Raw genomic sequence first — 20,575 nt, forward strand, 5'->3', positions numbered from 1 at the left:
TAATTTTGGCCTTTTTTATTGGATATCATCAGTGACGTAAGCATCAAGAGATAAGGCTGCATTGAAAGCACCTGCGGTAACAGCATCATCAATCGATTCTGGTCTATCATATTTTAATAAAAATTCTAAGCTACCACGTTCACCGGCAACCTCCGAAGAAAATGTACGTTCTGAATTCTCACCATTAAGTGGAACAAGTTCACCTGTAGAACGCAATAATGCTACTCGAGCATTGGTATCATTTTCTGTCGAACCAGTATTCATTAAATGAGTAGCGTGTTGTCGTGCAACAACTACTTTGACTTTTCTATCTCTTGCTTGATTAGTACAGCCAGAAAAATCCACACTAAATCGTTTTTCAGGAGTAAGTAGTAAAGAATCAACGTAAGCATTATCCAATTGAATTGGAGCAATATCTTGAACGACACAAGTTAGTTTCTCGTCAATTACTCTGCCTTGGATATCTATATTATAACCACCAAGGAAAATCTGTTGTGCAATAGCTTGTGTTGATAAAGAAAGTGTAGATAGAATTAATAGTGAAAATAATGATTTTTTCATTTTAAAGTCCATTTAAGTATTAATTGTAGTTACAAATTTGCTCATAATTAAGAGCGAGATAATAATATTTTTTTACGTGAAATTTGACAAGTTATATATAATTATGATTAGTATTATTTTGTTAAATGATTAGCGAAATATGTTTTTTTTGGGTTGGTTTGTTAGATTTAAATTTTAAATTATAGGTAAAAGATGAAGGATTTATCTATTGAAGGTTTTTTTTAAAAAAAAACAGAGGTTTTATTTGTGTAATTATATTTATAAATAAATAGCACCTTGATTAAAGGTGCCATTAGGTATATTTTTATTTTATCATTATTTCTTTATTAATAATTAAATTTATTTCTTTTTGTGCTTGAACATGTGACTGTTGTGCATATTCTTCGCCTAGCGCAGTATCCTCGGTGAGAATAAACTGTACATTATTAATACCAATAAATGATAAAAATTGTGTTAGATATGGAATAATTAAATCAGAGGGTTGTCCTTTATGGATCCCACCACGACTCGTTAATACAATAACTTGCTTATCTTCAAGTAATCCGACTGACCCTGTTTCAGTATATTTAAAAGTTTCGCCTGCACGCGCAATAAAATCAATAGAATGTTTTAACTGAGAGAAGATGGAGAAATTATATATAGCCGTATCTTTGCCAAAAGCAAATAATATGGCTTGATCTAAAACGGGAATGGGATCTTTTGCCAGATCACGTAGGGTAATGAGGTCATTTTGATGGTGTTTTTGCCAAATTTTAATCTTATGTTTTTTAATTAATCATTAGTTAAGTTATTTATTGTATTAACCTATAAATAAAAAGCCGGTATTTCCCCGACTTTTTATTGGGTTGAAAATTAAAGCAGAATTATATTTAGTTTTGGCTGTTTTTATTGGATATTATCAGTGATGTAAGCATCAAGAGATAAGGTAGCCTTGAAAGCACCTGCGGTAACAGCATCAATCGATTCAGGTCTATCATATTTTAATGAAAATACTAATCTACCACTATCACCGGCAACATCCGAATAAAATGTACGTTGTTCTCGCTCACCATTAAGTGGAACAAGTTCACCTGTAGAACCCAATAATGCTACTCGAGCATTGGTATCATTTGCTGTCGAACTAGTATTCATTAAATGAGTAGTGTTTTGTCGTGCAACAACTATTTTGACTTTTCTTGCTCTTTCTTGATTAGTACAGCCAGAAAAATCCACATTAAATTGTTTTTCAGGAGTAAGCAGTAAAGAATCAACGTAAGCATCATCCAATTGAATTGGAGCAACATCTTGAACGACACAAGTTAGTTTCTCGTCAATTACTCTGCCTTGGATATCTATATTATAACCACCAAGGTGAATCTGTTGTGCAATAGCTTGTGTTGATAAAGCAAGTGTAGATAGAATTAATAGTGAAAATAATGATTTTTTCATTTTAAAGTCCATTTAAGTATTAATTGTAGTTACAAATTTGCTCATAATTAAGAGCGAGATAATGATATTTATTTACGTGAAGCTTGACAACTTATATGTAATTACAATAAATATTTATTTATTAAATAATTAGGAGTAGATACTTTATATGGTGGGTAAGCTAGATTTAAATATCAAAGTATGGGTAAATAGTGAAGTATTTATCTGTTGAGTTTTTTTTAAAAAAAAACAGAGGTTTTTTTTGTGTAATTATATTTATAAATAAATAGCACCTTAGTTAAAGGTGCCATTAGATATATTTTTATTTTATCATTATTTCTTTATTAATTATTAAATCTATTTCTTTTTGTGCTTGAGCATGTGACTGCTGGGCATATTCTTCGCCTAGCGCAGTACCCTCGGTGAGAATAAACTGTACATTATTAATACCAATAAATGATAAAAATTGTGTTAGATATGGAATAATTAAATCAGAGGGTTGTCCTTTATGGATCCCACCACGACTCGTTAATACAATAACTTGCTTATCTTCAAGTAATCCGACTGACCCTGTTTCAGTATATTTAAAAGTTTCGCCTGCACGCGCAATAAAATCGATATAGTGTTTTAATTGAGAAGGGATGGAGAAATTATACATAGGCGCCGTGATCACAATAATATCATGTGCTTTTAATTCATTAATTAATGTATCAGAGAGTGCTCTAGCGGCTTTTTGTTGTTCCGATAACATAGCCGTATCTTTGCCAAAAGCAAATAATGTGGCTTGATCTAAAACAGGAATGGGATCTTTTGCCAGATCACGTAGGGTAATGAGATCATTTTGATGATGCTTTTGCCAATTTTCTATTAGATAGTCAGCCATTTTATTGCTGTGCGAGTAATTTTCTAAAATACTGGATTTTAGTACAAGAAGCTTGTTCATTTTATTCTCTCGGTAAATATCTGTTATGTTTATATAGACCAAATTTTATCTTATCTGAAAAATTTCACACCATAATCGTTTGAATATGCTATTCAAATTTATTGATTATATATATTCATAGAATAAGAAAATTCATCAACCCTTTATGTGCAAATTGGCGGTTGTGATATCATGGCAACAATATTATTTGGTTAAATAAACCTCAAAAAGGATAACAAAAGGTGGCACTATCATCTGCGATGCTCTACAAAGAGATAGAGCAACTCTCGTTGCGGGATCAGCAACGATTGAGAAAACGCTTACGTGGCGTTGATAAAATAAGTAAAGAAACGTCGAAACACGCGGTATTAAGCGAGATTGAGCAGGATATTATTGTCGCAAAACAGCGTATATTAAATCGACAAATTCACTGTCCTAAAATTGTTTATCCAGAAAACTTGCCTGTTAGCCAGAAAAAAGAGGCTATCTACAATGCAATCAAAGATAACCAAGTGGTTATTATTGCAGGGGAAACGGGATCGGGTAAAACAACTCAGATCCCGAAAATTTGTCTCGAATTAGGGCGAGGCGTAAAAGGTTATATTGGGCATACGCAGCCTCGACGTTTAGCTGCACGCTCTGTCGCAGAGCGAATTGCTCATGAATTAAACACAACATTAGGTGAGTCTGTCGGTTATAAAGTTCGTTTTAGTGATCATGTTGGTGATAACACGCTAGTTAAGTTAATGACTGACGGGATTTTATTAGCTGAACTACTACAAGATAAGCTGTTATTACAATATGATACTATTATTATCGATGAAGCCCATGAACGTAGCTTAAATATTGACTTTATTCTTGGTTATTTAAAGCAGCTTTTGCCCAAACGCCCAGATTTAAAAGTGATTATTACTTCTGCCACTATCGATCCTGAGCGTTTTTCTAAGCATTTTAATCAAGCTCCTATTATTGAGGTATCTGGCCGAACTTATCCGGTTGAAGTGCGTTATCGTCCTATTGGTGGTGACGCTTTGGATAGTGATAAGGATATGACTGAGGGCATTATTGATGCAATTGACGAGTTAAGTCGAGAAAGTGCGGGTGATATTCTTATTTTTATGAGCGGTGAGCGCGAGATAAGGGATACCGCAGAGGCATTAAATAAATTACAACTACGTCATACCGAAGTTTTACCCCTATTTGCTCGTCTTTCTAATAGTGAACAAAACCGGATATTTCAGCCTCATACCGGAAGACGCATCATATTAGCAACCAATGTTGCCGAAACTTCTCTTACGGTACCGGGCATTAAATATGTGATTGATACGGGTTATGCACGTATTAGTCGATATAGTTATCGAACCAAAGTTCAGCGCTTACCCATAGAGCCTATCTCTCAAGCTTCTGCGGATCAGAGAAAAGGGCGTTGCGGTCGTGTTTCTGATGGTATTTGTATTCGTCTTTATTCTGAAGATGATTTTATTTCCCGTGCGCAATTTACCGATCCTGAAATACTAAGAACCAATCTTGCTTCGGTTATTTTACAAATGACCTCGATAGGATTAGGGGATATTAGCGGATTTCCTTTTGTACAAGCGCCCGATAAACGCAATATACAAGATGGTGTACGCTTATTAGAAGAGCTGGGTGCCTTACAAGAGGGTACTGATAATAAAGGTGCTTATCGTTTGACGCCGATGGGGAAACAATTAGCTCAGCTTCCTATCGATCCAAGATTAGCGAGAATGGTTCTTGAAGCGCGCAAATATGGTGCAGTTAGAGAATTAATGGTGATCACATCGGCGCTTTCTATTCAAGATCCTCGTGAAAGACCGATGGACAAGCAACAAGCATCAGATGAAAAACATCGTCGTTTCCAAGATAAAGATTCAGATTTTCTTTCGTTACTCAATTTATGGGACTATTTAAAAACTCAGCAGAAAGAATTGAGTCACTCTCAGTTTCGAAAACACTGTCGCCAAGAGTTTTTAAACTTTATGCGAGTTAGGGAATGGCAAGATGTCTATACGCAACTACGCCAAGTTGTGAAGGAATTAGGTTTTCCAATTAATAGCCAACCGGCCGATTTTAAAAGTATTCATGTGGCTTTATTAAGTGGGCTATTATCACATATCGGACAAAAAGATAGCGATAAGCAAGAGTTTACTGGCGCGAGAAATGCGCGTTTTGCTATTTATCCCGGCTCTGGGTTATTTAAAAAACCGCCCAAATGGACCATGGTGGCAGAATTAGTCGAAACATCACGGTTATGGGGGCGCATTGCTGCACGTATTGAAGCGGAATGGATTGAACCTATCGCGACCCACTTAGTTAAATATCACTATAGTGAGCCTCATTGGTCAAAAGCACAGGGTGCGGTAATGGCTAATGAAAAAGTCACCTTATATGGTTTACCTATTGTGGCCTCACGATTAGTAAATTATGGCAAAATTGATCCACTATTATGTCGAGAGTTATTTATTCGCCATGCGTTGGTAGAAGGCGATTGGCAAACTCGACATGCTTTTTTCCGTGAAAATTTAAAATTACGTACCGAGGTTGAAGAGTTAGAGCATAAATCACGTCGTCGCGATATTTTGGTAGATGATGAAACGCTGTTTACATTCTACGATCAACGAATACCACAAGATGTTATCTCTACTCGCCATTTTGATAAATGGTGGAAAATAGCGCAAAAGAATTTACCTGATTTGCTGAGCTTTGAAAAAAGCATGCTTATCAAAGAAGATGCTAAACGTGTTAGTGCATTAGATTATCCAAATTATTGGCATCAAGCTAATTTAAAATTACGCTTAACTTATCAGTTTGAGCCAGGTACAGCAGCAGATGGCGTCACTGTCCATATTCCATTACCGATTTTAAATCAGGTTAAAGATGAAGGTTTTGATTGGCAAATTCCGGGTATTCGTCATGAATTAGTCGTTGCCTTAATAAAATCATTACCTAAACCTATACGTCGTAATTTTGTTCCTGCGCCTAACTACGCTTCAGCTTTTTTAGAACGAGTGGTTACCCCTGAAGGTGAATTACTCGATAAATTAGAAAAAGAGCTACGTAGAATGACCGGCGTTACGGTCGAACGTGATAGTTGGCAACTTGAGCAAGTGGCCGATCACTTAAAAATGACTTTTCGAGTTGTTGGTGACAACAATAAAACCCTTGCGGAAGGAAAAGATCTTAATCAGTTAAAAGCACGTTTAAAGGACAAAGTTCAAGAAACATTATCAGCGGTAGCAGATGATGGTATTGAGCAGCAAGATTTACATATTTGGAGTTTTGGTGACTTGCCACAACGCTACGAACAAAAGCGTGGTAGCTATTCAGTTAAAGCCTATCCGGCATTAGTGGATGAAAAGAATAGTGTTGGTATCAAGCTATTTGAAACAGAAACAGAGCAACAAGCGGCAATGTGGCAGGGGATAAGACGGTTATTACTACTTAATATTCCTTCACCCATTAAATACTTGCATGAAAAATTGCCTAATAAAGCAAAATTAGGTCTTTATTTTAATCCTTATGGCAAGGTGCTAGATCTGATTGATGACTGTATCGCTTGTGGGGTTGATAAACTCATTGCTTCTTATGGGGGATTAATATGGCAAGAAGAGCAATACCAAAAACTCCAAGATTATGTCCGTGCTGAATTAAACGATGTTGTTGTCGAAATTGCTAAACAAGTTGAGTCTATTTTAACTCAAGTATTTGCGATTAATAAACGCTTAAAAGGGCGGGTTGATATTAGTGTCGCTTTTGCATTATCTGATATTAAAGCACAACTTAATCAATTAGTTTTCCCCGGATTTGTCACATCCCATGGCTGGAAACGTCTTGCGGATATTCCTCGCTATCTCAGTGCCATTGAAAAACGTATGGAGAAATTAGCGATTGACCCTAACCGTGATAGAGCACAAATGAGCCGAGTTGAAAATGTCATTTTGCAGTGGCAACAGTGGTTAGCTAAGTTAACCGAGAAGCAAAAACAGCAAGAAGAGGTACAAAATATTCGTTGGATGATAGAGGAATTAAGAGTGAGTTTATTTGCTCAACAGATAGGAACACCTTATCCCATCTCTGATAAACGCATCTTACAAGCTATTGAGTCTATCTCATTAAGTTAAAGCTGATAGATAAACCCACAATGGTGAGTTATGGCCATTGTGGGTTTATATACTACTATTATTGATAATGTACTGAAATGGTAAATTGATCATTAATATTGTCAGCTAAAACCACTTTATTACTATCTAAGATAAAAGATGTTTTTGCGCTATTTTTTATTGAAATAGCAGTGTTCTTTTTAATATTCAATATACTATTAGCGTTTTTTATTATTGATGGACAGTTTGATATCTTCAATATAACTTCTTGGTTTTCTTTTGATTTATTATTATCCATTATGTATTCACAGCTAGTTTCATAGATATAATAAGCATTTACAGAAAACACAGGTAGTAATATTAATAACATGATAATAGGAGTTAAATGTTTTTTCATAGGGGAAATAAATTATTTATATTCTAAGTTTACATTAATTTGTGATGTTACCTTGCCAGGCAAGATGTTTTCACTCATTTTCACATAACCTACTGAAAAAGGAAAAGTATATTCCGTCGAAGGTGTTCTATGAACGCTATTATAAATAACATTACCTAAATAATATTTATTATCATTATATTTAATTGATAAACCTACCCCAGAAGGGGTGCCATTATTAAGAAGTGTTAATAAATTAGTATTTCTACTTTTATAAATAGCAGGTGCATCAAGCTTTAATGAAACTAATGTATCTTGGTTACAAATAACACCAATAGAAAAATGTGTTTCATTAGCGGGTATTGAATCACTTAAACTGTTTTTTTCTACAGGCGCTAATTCAATATTAGGTTGTTCAATATTAAGTTCGCAAACTTTATTCTGAGGCTTCTCAATAATCAAATTATTATAAGTAAATTTTTTATTATCTAATGTATAGACAAGAAAATCATCCATAACAAATATGTCGCTCAGAGGTTCTAGAACGATTTCGCTTATTTTTATTAATTGAATATATAGTCTTGGCCAACTATCAGTACAATATATATTTTTATATCCTTCTTTTCTAGTTTGAGCATTACAGACATTTGCATATTCAGGTGTTACATTAAACTCATCGCCTACTAAGTTAAAAGGTGTTTTATTCGCTGATATCTTAAAGCCAACTCCTGGAATATTTGTTTTAAAAATATCATCTTTATAATGCCTTGCATTAATAATTAATTTTAGATCAACTTTATCTTTACAATGAAGAATTGACGTAGATAGAGCGGCATCAGTAAAACTCATTTCTGCGATAGGTTGGCCAATATCGACACCTAAATCAATATCACTAGCTTTAAATCTAATATTATGTACTGGAATAAACCCATTGTCTGTTATATCGTCATAAACGCAATTGTTACTAAAGCTTTTATATGGTTCATCAGAATAACAATGGAATGAGAGTAAATAAATTAAAATAATAATGTATTTCATTTTTATATATTATTCCTCTTTAATGCAATTTACAGTTTTAAAATAAATTCTATTTTGTTTTTCATTATCATTTAATTGATAGTTAAATGAGCACTGTTGTTTGTTGGAACTTCCCCATTTTACAAAAATCTTTCCTGAAATAGGTAAATTAGAAATATATAATTTATTATCTTCATTTACATAGGATATATCGGATAGGGTGCCATCAGAATTTTTCACATAGGCTGTTGCACCAAAAGGAATGTTTTGGTGAAATGTAAATAAAGCACTTTCTCCTTTAGTTACCTTAATATTTTTTGCAATAATAGCTCCTTTAGTAGGAATTAAATGATAGCTATAATTATCAATATTATAATTATAATCTAATGATTTTGCATCAATGTGGAACTTATTGTTATGATAACTAGTTAAATTAGGAATGATTAAATAACCTCTTCGGTCTGATTCTATTGTTGGCTTTCCTATTATTTTTACTTTCTTAGCACCTGCAAAATTTAGGATAGCAAAACTATCATTTAGATCTTGGGCTAACGTTATTCCTCCATTATGAAACACAATGCCGCCATTGAGTCCATAGCCTAAAGAATAACTATCTTTATTAAATCGAGAGTTTATATTTAGTTTGGCTATCCTACTTAAATAATTAATTTTCATTGATGAATCTAAGCGTTCTTTATTATTTTTAGAAAAATCAAGGTTATAATTTAACCGATTATTTTCTAATGTATTTCCACTAAATGAAATATTCTCATGAAAATATTTTTCTCTATTATCATAATTGATCCTTGCTGTTGCCCAATGAGAGAGATCTTGACCAATAGGATAATTTAAAAAAATTGATAATTGATTATTATTGCTGTACTGATCTTTGCTATTCTCTAGCTCTAATGAATAGGAAAGTTTTTTATAATTTGAACTAGTATTAATAAAAAGTCGTTGGCTTTTTTCTTTTGAGTGATAATAGGTTGCAATATTATACCCCAACGTTAAAGCAATATTATTATTTAATGATTGTGAAAAGTGAAATCCTAAATCATATTTCTTATATTCTTTATTTACAGCATAATTCTCTTTAAATCTAAAGTAGAATGATGAGTTTAATGAAATAGTTGTATTTTCCATAGAAAATACTTTTTGGTAATTAATCTTATTGGACTGATATTGTTGATGATATTTCTCTCTTATCCAAGCGTTTTCTAATGAGACTATACCCAGGATATTTAATCCTAGGGTATTTCCAATAAGTGCTTTAATATCATCTCCTTTTTTTTCAGCTCCTATCATTGTCGTTAAATAATTGCTCACTCCATAGCTTAAATTCAATTGAGTTAATAGTTCTTTTTTCTTATTAGAAGGAAACTGTCTTTTTTGAGGATTATTTACTAAACCCATAGTATAGTAATAATTCCATTGGTTCTTTCTTAATAAATACTGTGAAGAATAATTCCAGATTTTCTTCTTTCTTACTTCGCCATTTTCTTCTTTTATAATTAATACTAATTCACCATTTGTACCTAAAGAGGGAAGGTTATTAAGAGTAAATGGCCCAGGTGGTACAGATGTGCTATATAGTGTTTCTCCATTTTGCTCAATGCTAACTTCTGCATAGGTATAGGCGGTTTCACTTATAATGGGTGCATAACCTACTAGGGAGCCATCTTTCATTGCATTATCGCTATTGATTTGCACGCCTAGTATTTTATAAGTGTTTAAGTTAGGAGAATAAGCATAGAAATCACCCATAGTTAAAATGGAATTAATATTTCTAAGTGTCCTATATACATATTGCTGGTTTATAGAAAAAGAATTATTATTATTATAGTTTAGATCTTGACGATAACGCCATGCAAATAAATTAATTCCATTATATAGCTGTAGGTTATGTATGTGTTGTCCATTTAAACTATTTTGTTTATAATAATGGCCTTGATAGTTGTATTTAATGAAAGCAGCATTATCACCATCATCCAATTTTTCTTTGGAATATGAAGTGTTTTTTTCTATCGCAATTAATGGTACTTTAAAGTAAATCGACTGTTTGTTAATTTCTAATTTTATATTAAATAATTTTTTTAATAAATCATAGTCAACGATATCGTTGTCTAACTTATTTTTTAAAGGCTCGTAATAATTGGTGTTTATTCCCCATTGTTTTAAATCAAATAGAGTTATTATTGGAGTTAAGTTATTGTTTTTGTTTTTAAATGATATCTCAGCATTTTGTTTTTTATTGTTATTTATATAAATTGTTATGTTATAGGTTCCTTCGAGAAAATTTTCATTAAGCAAGAGTGAAAAATCAATATTTCCATTGTGGTTTTCAATTGCTTGTAAGTAAAGTGCATTTGCATATACATAGGGCGTAAATAATAAGAGTAAAGAAATAGGAGATAACTTTATCATAATTAATACTATTCGCTATTTTTTATGTTGATATTAACTTCATTACCAAAATCATTTATATAGCTCCAGCCTACTTTAGCTGTACCAAAATGATTTTTTCCTATATTAATTTCACTAAAAGGGGATAGCATGACTGAGATCTCTTTTTTTTCCCCATTAGAAAAAATATTTATAATAGTGAAGTAGTATTCAGAGTTGTTTTTTATTATCATTTCTTTTTTATTATTTATAGAAAAAATAATTTTTTTTGTCGCTTCTTCAACTGTTTCTGTTAAGCCATGTGGTCGGTAAAATAATTTAAACACTGACTTAATTGATATATGAATACTATTATGTTTTGATTCAGCTATAGGGATCGCTTTGCTATTTATATAAAAAAGACTTTCACGATCTGTTTGAGCTATTGATGTGATTTTGGCAATTCGCAAAATTGCAGATTGTTCTTTATTTAATTTAAATAAAGGTGGGGTAATCATAAAAGGTGTATTTTTATCATTTTCATCCTTTGTGATCCAGCTTTGTATTAAATAATCAGTAGCGGAGTTTTTATTTTTTATATTAATAATAATATCATTATCGTCTTCATTATAGATAAACCGTGTTCCACTATAAATTACATTTGCTTGTGTAAAAAAAGTAGAACACAGAATTATGATAAATAAAATATAAACATTATACTTCATAATAAAATAATCCTGTGTTTTTTTTAATTAAGAATATTTAACGGTAAAATTTACTGATGTATTGACAGTTCCTGATGTTGGATTTGGAAGATAACTCGCGTAATTGGCATGGAATTTATAAGTTGCTGTTTTATTTTCAATTCTCTTAGTTATTGCTTGGTTACCATTTAAATGAATAATATTTTTATTACCTTCATCACTACGAATGAAAATTCCTACTCCTTTAGCACTATTATTTGTGATGCTTTTATTCTTCATAATTTTATTTTCACCGGCTAAATCAGTGCCGTTAAATGTTAATGTTGCATTATTATTGCCACAATCTAATAGTTTAATTTCAAAATTACTACCTGTACTGCTTTTGGCATTGGCCCAATCTTTATCTAAGACTATTTCCGATTTATTAATTGTAGGCAAAGTGATAGGAGAACTAGGGCTATCTATATTGCAGGATGTTGATATTACTGTTCCACTAAAATTAATAATATTGTTATTTTTCTTTTCTGTTGTTTTGCTATTATCTGCTAATACATTCATGCTAGAAGAGATAACTAATAATGCAGATAGTAATCTGATATGATTTTTTATTTTCATCGTTTTTCCTTTAATAAATAATTTGATAATGCAATAGGTTTATCCTATTTGTTGCGACGGAGTGGATAATATAGTTTTCTAACAAAAAGTAAATAAAGTTTATTTATCTACTTTTTGTTAGAAAAACCAGTTTATTTGTCTGTCTATAATGTTACTTATGGTTGTATTAACTAAAAATAATATATTTTATTGTGTTATTCACTGGTTTTTTAAAAAACATCATATAAAAAATGAATTTTATATAAAAATTATATGGGTAAATTGTAGTCAATTAGGGAAATAATTAGTTACAACATACAATTTACCCTTCTAATATAATGCACCTAACCATCATCAATAATATTTACTTGCTAAGTAATCAAAACATGGCGTTATTCAATTTCTAATTACAAAGCTTAAGGAAATGAACAAGAGAAGCTTGGGTAGAAAAAAAGGGGAGTGAAGGGAAAGAGATGCCCCCTTGCTTCTTTCTCAAGGGGGAATATAGATCTTAATTAAATACTAAATAGCCACAAGCAGGAATTGCGCCAATTAATACCATCATCAGTAGTATTTTTTCACTAGTATTTAATGACTGTTTATCTTTATATTGTTTTCGTGAATATAAAAATATTAATACACCGGGTGCATAGAGAACGACGGAAAGTAATAAATTAATTACACCTGATGCATAAAGTAACCATAAACCATAGAGGCTTGCAGGTATTGCTATCAGTAATAATCCTCGGCTACTGCGTTCTATGGCAACTTTAAATAAGAAAGCACCAACCAGGAAATAAGGAACGAGGATCATTTCTGACGCGATGGTCAGTAGGGTATTGTAATTACTACCAGTAAGCCAAATTAATACTAGTGATAATTGAACAGCTAAATTAGTAAACCACAAGGAAGAGGAAGGCGCATCATTGTGATTTTGTTTACTCAGTTGTTTGGGAAAAGAGTGGTGTAATGCGGCAATATAAGGGACTTCAGCAGCCATAATTGTCCAGCTTAAATAAGCGCCACATACCGATAGAATAAGGCCGGCGGCAATAACTATCTCACCTATATTTCCAATTAGTTGAACCAGTAAAGGTGCCATAGATGGGTTTTTCATCATAGCAAGCTCTGGTTGGCTAACTAATCCTTGAGATAATAGGGTAACGAGAATATAAATAATCAGCGCGATCACAACCGCAAATATTGTCGCTAAACCAACATCTCTTCTATTTTTTGCTCTTGCAGATACGACAACGGCCCCTTCAATACCAATAAATACCCATAAAGTAATTAACATGGTATTTTTTACTTGTTCCCAAACGGGCACGCCCATTTTTATCCCTTCGAAATCAAAGGTAAAAATATCCATATTAAAGGCAAGTAGGGCAACAATAATAAATAACCCCAATGGTATTAATTTTGCCATCGTGGTCATTAAATTGATACTAGCGGCTGTTTGCACACCTCGTAGAACTAAAAAGTGCACAACCCAAAGTAAGATTGATTCACCCAACAATGCCTGCCATGTATTACCATCACCAAAAATAATATTATTAGGGCTGTCGGTAAAAAAACTCACAGCAGCGAAAACGATGACTAAATAAGAGACATTGGCAACTACCGCACAGACCCAATAGCCCCAAGCAGAACAAAAGCCAATAAATTCACCAAATCCTTCTTTCGCATAGGTAAAAATACCGCCATCAAGATCAGGTCTTAAGCGAGAAAGCAATAACAATGATAGGGCGAGAAAAAGGATGCCAACCCCTGTTATTATCCAACCGATAATCAGTGCCGCAGGGCTTGCAACCTCAGCCATATTCTGAGGCAAACTGAATACACCTGCACCAACCATTGAGCTTAGCACTAACGCTGTTAGTGACATTAAACCAAGTTTTTTATTCAAAGATAAGTTCCTGCATGATTAAAATTGTGAATAAATAGCGTATTTTCTTGTTTTTGGTTTAATAATTAGCATAAATATGAATCTGTTAATTTAAGACAAAGATAAAACCACTAAAAAACAGCGAGATTTTACGGAGAGTTGACTTGGTTGTCTATGCATAAAATCATAAATTTTATGCATAAGGATAAGAAATTGAGTGAGGTTATTTGGACAAGTATAAAAAAACCTTGCATAGAGCAAGGTTTTTAAAAGAGAAAGTAACAACAGATTATTTAAATAAATCAGCGGTGATTGTTACCGTACCACCATTACTCTGCCATTCACGAGTAATATGGTAGTATTTTGCACCTTTCTCTGCGGCACGTTTAGCAACTTGATAAGAAACTTCCGGTGAGTTCACAAAATAACCACTGAAAGTAATGGTATCAAAAGGTTCCATTAATGCAGCCGCTGCTTTATTAACCTCTTGAATTTCAGTGCCATCAGGTAAGGTGACAGTGTAACGTCCGCTTTTACCTGATGATTGTGTTTCAGCAAATACACCTACATTTCTATCAAAGTCACTATTTGACGCAAGTCCTGGTTTTTCAACTTTATTGGCTGCACTTCCACCTTCGGCAATAAGCGCTCGACCCGCATCAGAGTCATAAGGAACCACGGCTTCTGAAGACTGTATGGCTCTTTTAGGGGCATCTTTTTTATAGATATAAGCAGTAACTTCTTGGTTACCACCATCATTTACCGAGATATTACGGACAATAAAGAATGATGCTGCACCTTTTTTTGCTGCTTCTTTCCCGATTTCGTTATTAATATCAGGTGTTGTTGGATAGTAACCATGAATAGTAACGGTATCAAAAGGCTGTAGCAAAATAGCTTCAGGTTTTGGTAATTCTTTTACACCATGAAATACGCGGTATTCTTCTTCAGTTGCTTTTGGTGCATCTTTTCTATACAGATCGGCAGTCACACTCATGTTACCACTATCACTGATATCATCTAGACCTTGAATGTAAAAACTATCAGCACCGATTTTATCAGCACGACGAGATACTGCGTCAGCTGCTTCATAAATCGCATTAAAACGACCGATGACTGTAATTCTTTCAAATGGTTTTAGCTCTGCCGCTTGTTCTGGAGACAGTTCCTGTGCAGCCTGCGCAACAGTAATATTAGTTAAAGATAACACCGCTGCTGCGATGACTGAGGTTTTCAGCTTCATACAAAATCCTTCCGCCTTGCGCAATTAATATTGGTCATGTGCTGAACATAGTGATCTATCACATAGAGTGCAATTATTACATGTAATAATAGCGTTTGTCGCATTATTTTATTTAGTGAATAGCCACTGGGTCAAATGACCAGTATATGTTACCAGATATTTACTTAAATATAGTGAATAATTCATTAATATGCCTTTTCGACTAAAATGATCGCATTAAGTTCAATTTTAGCTTTACACAGATCTAGATTATTGGTTTTATTTTCAGTAGGTTATTAGTACCCCAATAAATGGCATGTGAATGATAATGCTTAACAATTTTTTTGCATATTAATGAAATTAGCCATGAAATTTTAACAGTTTTCGGATGGATAAGAAGGGAAAATTATGCGAATTGGTATACCCAAAGAGCGACTTTCTAACGAAACAAGAGTTGCAGCAACACCTGCTACAGTCACACAACTCTTGAAATTAGGATTTACAGTCGCGATAGAAAATGAAGCTGGCATTGCTTCTAGTTTCGATAATGACGCTTATCAACAAGCAGGGGCTGAGATCTTAGATTGTCAAAATATTTGGCAATCCGACATTATCTTAAAAGTTAATGCCCCCCTAGAAGATGAAATTGCTTTACTCAAAAAAGGCTCGACTTTAATTAGTTTTATCTGGCCCGCACAAAATGCACCATTGCTAGAAAAATTAGCTGAAAAAGAGATTAATGTGATGGCTATGGATAGTGTACCGCGTATTTCCCGTGCACAATCTTTAGATGCATTAAGTTCAATGGCGAATATTGCCGGCTATCGTGCCGTTGTTGAAGCCGCTCATGAATTTGGCCGTTTCTTTACTGGGCAAATTACCGCTGCAGGTAAAGTACCACCAGCCAAAGTGATGGTGATTGGTGCGGGTGTCGCTGGGCTTGCCGCTATTGGGGCCGCAGGTAGTTTAGGCGCTGTTGTTCGTGCATTTGACACTCGACCTGAAGTCAAAGAGCAAGTGCAAAGTATGGGCGCTGAGTTCCTAGAGCTGGATTTTAAAGAAGAAGCGGGGAGTGGTGATGGCTATGCTAAAGTGATGTCAAAAGCATTTATTGATGCAGAAATGGCATTATTTGCAGAGCAAGCCAAAGATGTTGATATCATTATTACCACAGCATTAATTCCAGGAAAACCTGCACCACGTTTAATCACTAAAGAGATGGTTGATTCAATGAAACCAGGTAGCGTGGTGGTCGATTTGGCAGCCCAAAATGGTGGTAACTGTGAATATACCGTTCCTGGTGAGATTTTTACCACTGAACATGGTGTGAAAATTATTGGTTATACCGATTTAGCCGCCCGGTTACCGGCTCAATCATCTCAACTTTATGGTACTAACTTAGTTAACCTATTGAAATTACTCTGTAAAGAAAAAGATGGTAATATCAATATTGATTTTGACGATGTGGTTATTCGTGGTGTTACCGTTATTAAAGCAGGGGAAGTGACATGGCCGGCGCCTCCTATTCAAGTTTCAGCGCAACCTAAAGCAGCTCCTGCAGCAAAACCCCAAGAAAAACCCGTTGCGAAACCTATTTCCCCGTGGAAAAAATATGGTTTATTGGCTATTGCCTTTTTACTGTTCGCATGGTTGGCTAATGTTGCGCCAAAAGAGTTCTTATCACACTTTACTGTCTTCGCACTTTCTTGTGTTGTTGGTTATTACGTTGTTTGGAATGTCAGCCATTCATTGCACACCCCATTAATGTCGGTGACAAATGCCATTTCAGGTATCATTGTCGTTGGTGCATTACTACAAATCGGTAGTGGTGGTTGGGTAAGCTTTTTCTCATTTATCGCTATTTTAATTGCCAGTATTAATATTTTTGGTGGATTTACCGTCACTCAACGTATGTTGAAAATGTTCCGTAAAGGATAAGGGAGACAATTATGTCCAGCGGTGTTGTTACAGCGGCATATATTGTCGCCGCAATATTATTTATTTTTAGCCTTGCAGGGTTATCCAAACATGAAACCTCAAAACAGGGGAATTACTTTGGTATTGCAGGGATGGCTATCGCGTTATTTGCGACTATCTTTGGGCCTTATGCTGATAATGTAGGTTGGATCATTGTTGCTATGGTTATTGGTGCCGTTATTGGTATCCGTTTAGCCAAAAAAGTTGAAATGACGCAAATGCCAGAGTTAGTGGCTATTTTGCATAGTTTTGTAGGTTTAGCCGCGGTTCTGGTTGGTTTTAATAGTTATCTAGATCACAATCCTGCCATTGATCCTGTAATGGCCAACATTCATCTCACAGAAGTCTTTTTAGGTATCTTTATCGGTGCGGTTACTTTTACCGGCTCTATTGTCGCTTATGGCAAACTAAGTGGCAAAATGTCATCCAAACCTATGATGTTGCCTAATCGCCATAAACTTAATTTAGCAGCTTTAGTTATTTCATTTTTATTAATGATCTGGTTTGTCAAAACTGACAGTGTTGGTTTACAAGTCTTTTTAATGATTGTGATGACAGTCATTGCATTAGCATTTGGTTGGCATTTAGTTGCCTCCATTGGTGGTGCGGATATGCCAGTTGTTGTGTCAATGTTGAACTCTTATTCGGGGTGGGCCGCCGCTGCTGCTGGTTTTATGTTAAGCAACGATTTGTTAATTGTGACCGGGGCATTAGTGGGTTCATCGGGCGCTATTCTTTCTTATATCATGTGTAAAGCAATGAACCGCTCATTTATTAGCGTGATTGCCGGTGGTTTTGGTACAGATGGTAGCAGCTCCAGTGACGAAGGAGAGATGGGGGAATATCGTGAAACAACCGCAGAAGAAGTTGCTGAACTATTGAAAAACTCAACTTCAGTGATTATTACGCCGGGTTATGGCTTAGCAGTGGCACAAGCACAATACCCAGTACATGATATAACAGAAAAGCTTCGTCAGCGTGGTATAAAAGTACGCTTTGGTATTCATCCAGTTGCGGGTCGTCTACCGGGGCATATGAATGTATTGTTAGCAGAAGCGAAAGTACCTTACGATATTGTCTTAGAAATGGATGAAATCAATGATGATTTTGCTGATACAGATACCGTTTTAGTTATTGGTGCAAATGATACTGTTAACCCAGCCGCACAAGACGATCCTAATAGTCCAATAGCAGGTATGCCGGTATTAGAGGTATGGAAAGCTCAAAACGTGATCGTGTTTAAACGCTCTATGAATACTGGCTATGCGGGGGTACAAAATCCATTATTCTTTAAAGAAAATACCCAAATGTTATTTGGTGATGCTAAAGCCAGTGTCGATGCGATTTTAAAAGCCTTGTGATCTGTTTAGCTAATAATCTTTAATAAAAAACGCCCGACTATTTAAGTGATAGCGGGCGTTTTGTTATACAGTATTAAAAGCGTTATTCGTTGTCTGAATCGACAGTGATAGGACAGGTAAAGCCATCAGGTTTGATAGCGAGTAAATCACATTTTATATGGTCGATCAGCTGTTCTGCTGTATTGCCTAAGAAAGCGGCAGAAAGTCCGGTTCTCCCTAAAATACCTAATACGACAATACCCGCGTTTAGCTCTTCGCATACTTGAGGGATAACTTGCTCAGGCAATCCTTCTTTGACATGTGTTTTTTCCTCAGGAATAGAGAATTTCTGGCGAAGCTCTTTCATCGCTATAAGGTGTTGTCCACGCAAAGCATTGTTATAAAGGTTAGGATCAAAGTCAGGTAACTCAATTGCAATATTAATGGGTGCAACAGGGTAGGCACTGAGTAAATGAACGTCTGGATCTTTTTGTATACGGTGAGATAAATCGTTAGTTAATTCAATTAACTTTAAATTTAATGCATCATGATATGACTCTTCATTGGACAGATTAGCGGCGACAACAATAGTGCCGTATTCTGGCCACTCTTTATCTTTTACCATCCATACAGGAGCAGGGCATTTTCTTAACAATTGCCAATCTAGGGGAGTAAAAATTAAGGAGCCTAACTTATCATGTTGATGAGCCATTTTAATCAGTAAGTCATGCTTATCGGTGATCACTTCTTCAATAATGGCTTCATACGGTCGGTTATGCCAAATCACTTTTATGTCGATTTGAATGCCGGCTTCAAGATAATAGCGAGCTTGCTGTTTTATCCAAGCGGTTTTTTGATTAATCACGCCTTTGCGCATCGCATTACGTTCATCGGGAGATAAAAGGGTGGTCATGTCATATGAGAGATCATAAACAGGTAGAAAAGCTTTTATCCGCCCACCATTACGCTGAACGATATAAACAGCACGACGTAGTGCTGGTTGGTCATCTTGGTTAGGATCAATGACAACGAGAAGGTTTTGATATTTTTCCATTGCTATATCCTCTTTAGGGCTGGATTTATCCATCTACATTTTTAAAGATAACCCAAGAAGCTAAAATGCAATAGCACAAAATAGAAAACGGGACACAAATTTGTGTGCCCCGTTATAAAAATAGGTGATGTAATGTAAAAGATTAAGCTTCTGTTGAGGAAGGCAGTTTGCCTGCGAGTTCACTTAACATTTCACTATCTTCAATAGTGATGTATTTACCTTTTACACTTAACATACCACTTTTCTGGAAACGACCTAATAGTCGGCTAATAGTTTCTACTGTCAGGCCTAAGTAATTACCAATATCACCACGAGTCATGGTTAAACGGAACTCACGAGGTGAAAAACCGCGCTGCGCAAAGCGGCGAGAGAGGTTATAAATAAAGGCGGCTAAACGTTCTTCTGCATTTTTCTTTGATAGCAGTAAGATCATCTCTTGGTCACCTTTGATTTCGCCACTCATTAGACGCATCATTTGTTGACGTAAATTAGGCATTTTGCCTGATAAATCATCTAGTGTTTCAAATGGTATTTCACAAACCATTGATGTTTCAAGAGCTTGTGCAAAGCTTGGGTGTTCGGTGTTGATAATGGCATCAAATCCAACCAAGTCACCTGCAAGATGAAAACCTGTGATCTGTTCGTCGCCTTCTTCAGTGATCGTATAACTTTTAATAGTTCCTGAACGAATGGCATAAAGTGACTTCAGCTCATCACCGGCTTTAAACAAGGTTTGACCTTTCTGGATAGGTTTTTTACGCTCGATAATATTATCCAGTTGATCAAGCTCATGCTCGTTTAAAGTAAACGGGATGCAGAGCTGGCTAATACTGCAATCTTGACAATGGATTGCACAACCGCCAGATTGGATTCGGCGAACGACGCGTTTTTCTGGGATCATAAGCTTGCTCATTACAAATAAAAATATTGATATGTGTCAATTTTAACACACATTGCTGTAATTGGTAAGGGGAATAATGGTACGCATAGAAATAATTCTGAATGTAAAAAACGAT

Annotated in this window: 16 protein-coding genes; 3 read left to right on the plus strand and 13 right to left on the minus strand. The window is 34.8% G+C overall.

Annotation, left to right across the window (positions count from 1 at the left end):
• Window positions 1-15: 15 nt before the first annotated feature.
• The 4 genes from HMPREF0693_RS01030 to HMPREF0693_RS01040 all read right to left on the minus strand — a co-directional run bounded on the left by HMPREF0693_RS01030 (window position 16) and on the right by HMPREF0693_RS01040 (window position 2,911).
• Window positions 16-561, minus strand: coding sequence for a fimbrial protein (locus HMPREF0693_RS01030; RefSeq protein ID WP_174232762.1), 546 nt, complete (start codon window positions 559-561; stop codon window positions 16-18).
• Window positions 562-865: 304 nt separating this feature from the next.
• Entirely contained in the window at window positions 866-1,333 is a 468-nt protein-coding gene (locus HMPREF0693_RS19380; RefSeq protein ID WP_071587362.1) for an NAD(P)H-dependent oxidoreductase, read from the minus strand.
• Between the two features lie 113 nt (window positions 1,334-1,446).
• Entirely contained in the window at window positions 1,447-1,989 is a 543-nt protein-coding gene (locus tag HMPREF0693_RS01035; RefSeq protein WP_223231938.1) for a fimbrial protein, read from the minus strand.
• A 301-nt stretch (window positions 1,990-2,290) separates the two neighbouring features.
• On the minus strand, window positions 2,291-2,911 hold the full coding sequence (locus HMPREF0693_RS01040; RefSeq protein WP_004242810.1) for an FMN-dependent NADH-azoreductase: 621 nt from the start codon (window positions 2,909-2,911) through the stop codon (window positions 2,291-2,293).
• 221 nt (window positions 2,912-3,132) lie between these two features.
• Between HMPREF0693_RS01040 and hrpA the strand changes: the two genes are divergently transcribed.
• A complete protein-coding gene (gene hrpA / locus HMPREF0693_RS01045) occupies window positions 3,133-7,029 on the plus strand; it encodes an ATP-dependent RNA helicase HrpA (protein WP_150024380.1) in 3,897 nt (1,298 codons plus the stop codon).
• 58 nt (window positions 7,030-7,087) lie between these two features.
• Here hrpA and HMPREF0693_RS01050 read toward each other — a convergent pair whose 3' ends face one another.
• The 7 genes from HMPREF0693_RS01050 to ydgH form a co-directional block, all read right to left on the minus strand.
• Window positions 7,088-7,306, minus strand: coding sequence for a hypothetical protein (locus HMPREF0693_RS01050; RefSeq protein ID WP_223231934.1), 219 nt, complete (start codon window positions 7,304-7,306; stop codon window positions 7,088-7,090).
• Between the two features lie 111 nt (window positions 7,307-7,417).
• Entirely contained in the window at window positions 7,418-8,422 is a 1,005-nt protein-coding gene (locus HMPREF0693_RS01055) for a fimbrial protein (protein ID WP_004242814.1), read from the minus strand.
• Between the two features lie 9 nt (window positions 8,423-8,431).
• Window positions 8,432-10,825, minus strand: coding sequence for a fimbria/pilus outer membrane usher protein (locus tag HMPREF0693_RS01060; protein WP_004242816.1), 2,394 nt, complete (start codon window positions 10,823-10,825; stop codon window positions 8,432-8,434).
• 8 nt (window positions 10,826-10,833) lie between these two features.
• On the minus strand, window positions 10,834-11,508 hold the full coding sequence (locus HMPREF0693_RS01065; protein ID WP_004242817.1) for a fimbrial biogenesis chaperone: 675 nt from the start codon (window positions 11,506-11,508) through the stop codon (window positions 10,834-10,836).
• Window positions 11,509-11,535: 27 nt separating this feature from the next.
• Complete coding sequence (locus HMPREF0693_RS01070; protein WP_004242818.1) at window positions 11,536-12,102, minus strand: fimbrial protein; 567 nt, start codon at window positions 12,100-12,102, stop codon at window positions 11,536-11,538.
• Between the two features lie 490 nt (window positions 12,103-12,592).
• Window positions 12,593-13,987 carry an amino acid permease gene (locus HMPREF0693_RS01075; protein ID WP_004242821.1) on the minus strand — a complete coding sequence of 465 codons (1,395 nt, stop codon included), beginning with the start codon at window positions 13,985-13,987 and terminating at the stop codon, window positions 12,593-12,595.
• 268 nt (window positions 13,988-14,255) lie between these two features.
• Window positions 14,256-15,209 (minus strand): DUF1471 family protein YdgH, encoded by a 954-nt coding sequence (gene ydgH / locus HMPREF0693_RS01080; protein WP_004242823.1) that lies wholly within the window; start codon window positions 15,207-15,209, stop codon window positions 14,256-14,258.
• Window positions 15,210-15,596: 387 nt separating this feature from the next.
• On the opposite strand from ydgH, the gene pntA reads away from it, so the two are divergent.
• Entirely contained in the window at window positions 15,597-17,126 is a 1,530-nt protein-coding gene (pntA, locus tag HMPREF0693_RS01085; RefSeq protein WP_004242824.1) for a Re/Si-specific NAD(P)(+) transhydrogenase subunit alpha, read from the plus strand.
• Between the two features lie 11 nt (window positions 17,127-17,137).
• Window positions 17,138-18,526, plus strand: coding sequence for a Re/Si-specific NAD(P)(+) transhydrogenase subunit beta (gene pntB / locus HMPREF0693_RS01090; protein WP_004242825.1), 1,389 nt, complete (start codon window positions 17,138-17,140; stop codon window positions 18,524-18,526).
• A gap of 82 nt (window positions 18,527-18,608) precedes the next feature.
• Here the strand turns inward: pntB and uspE are convergent, their stop codons facing one another.
• Entirely contained in the window at window positions 18,609-19,559 is a 951-nt protein-coding gene (gene uspE / locus HMPREF0693_RS01095; protein WP_004248016.1) for a universal stress protein UspE, read from the minus strand.
• Between the two features lie 142 nt (window positions 19,560-19,701).
• On the minus strand, window positions 19,702-20,460 hold the full coding sequence (gene fnr, locus HMPREF0693_RS01100; protein WP_004248018.1) for a fumarate/nitrate reduction transcriptional regulator Fnr: 759 nt from the start codon (window positions 20,458-20,460) through the stop codon (window positions 19,702-19,704).
• Window positions 20,461-20,575: the final 115 nt, after the last annotated feature.

The organism is Proteus mirabilis ATCC 29906, assembly GCF_000160755.1.
In the GTDB taxonomy this organism is placed as follows: Bacteria; Pseudomonadota; Gammaproteobacteria; order Enterobacterales; family Enterobacteriaceae; genus Proteus; species Proteus mirabilis.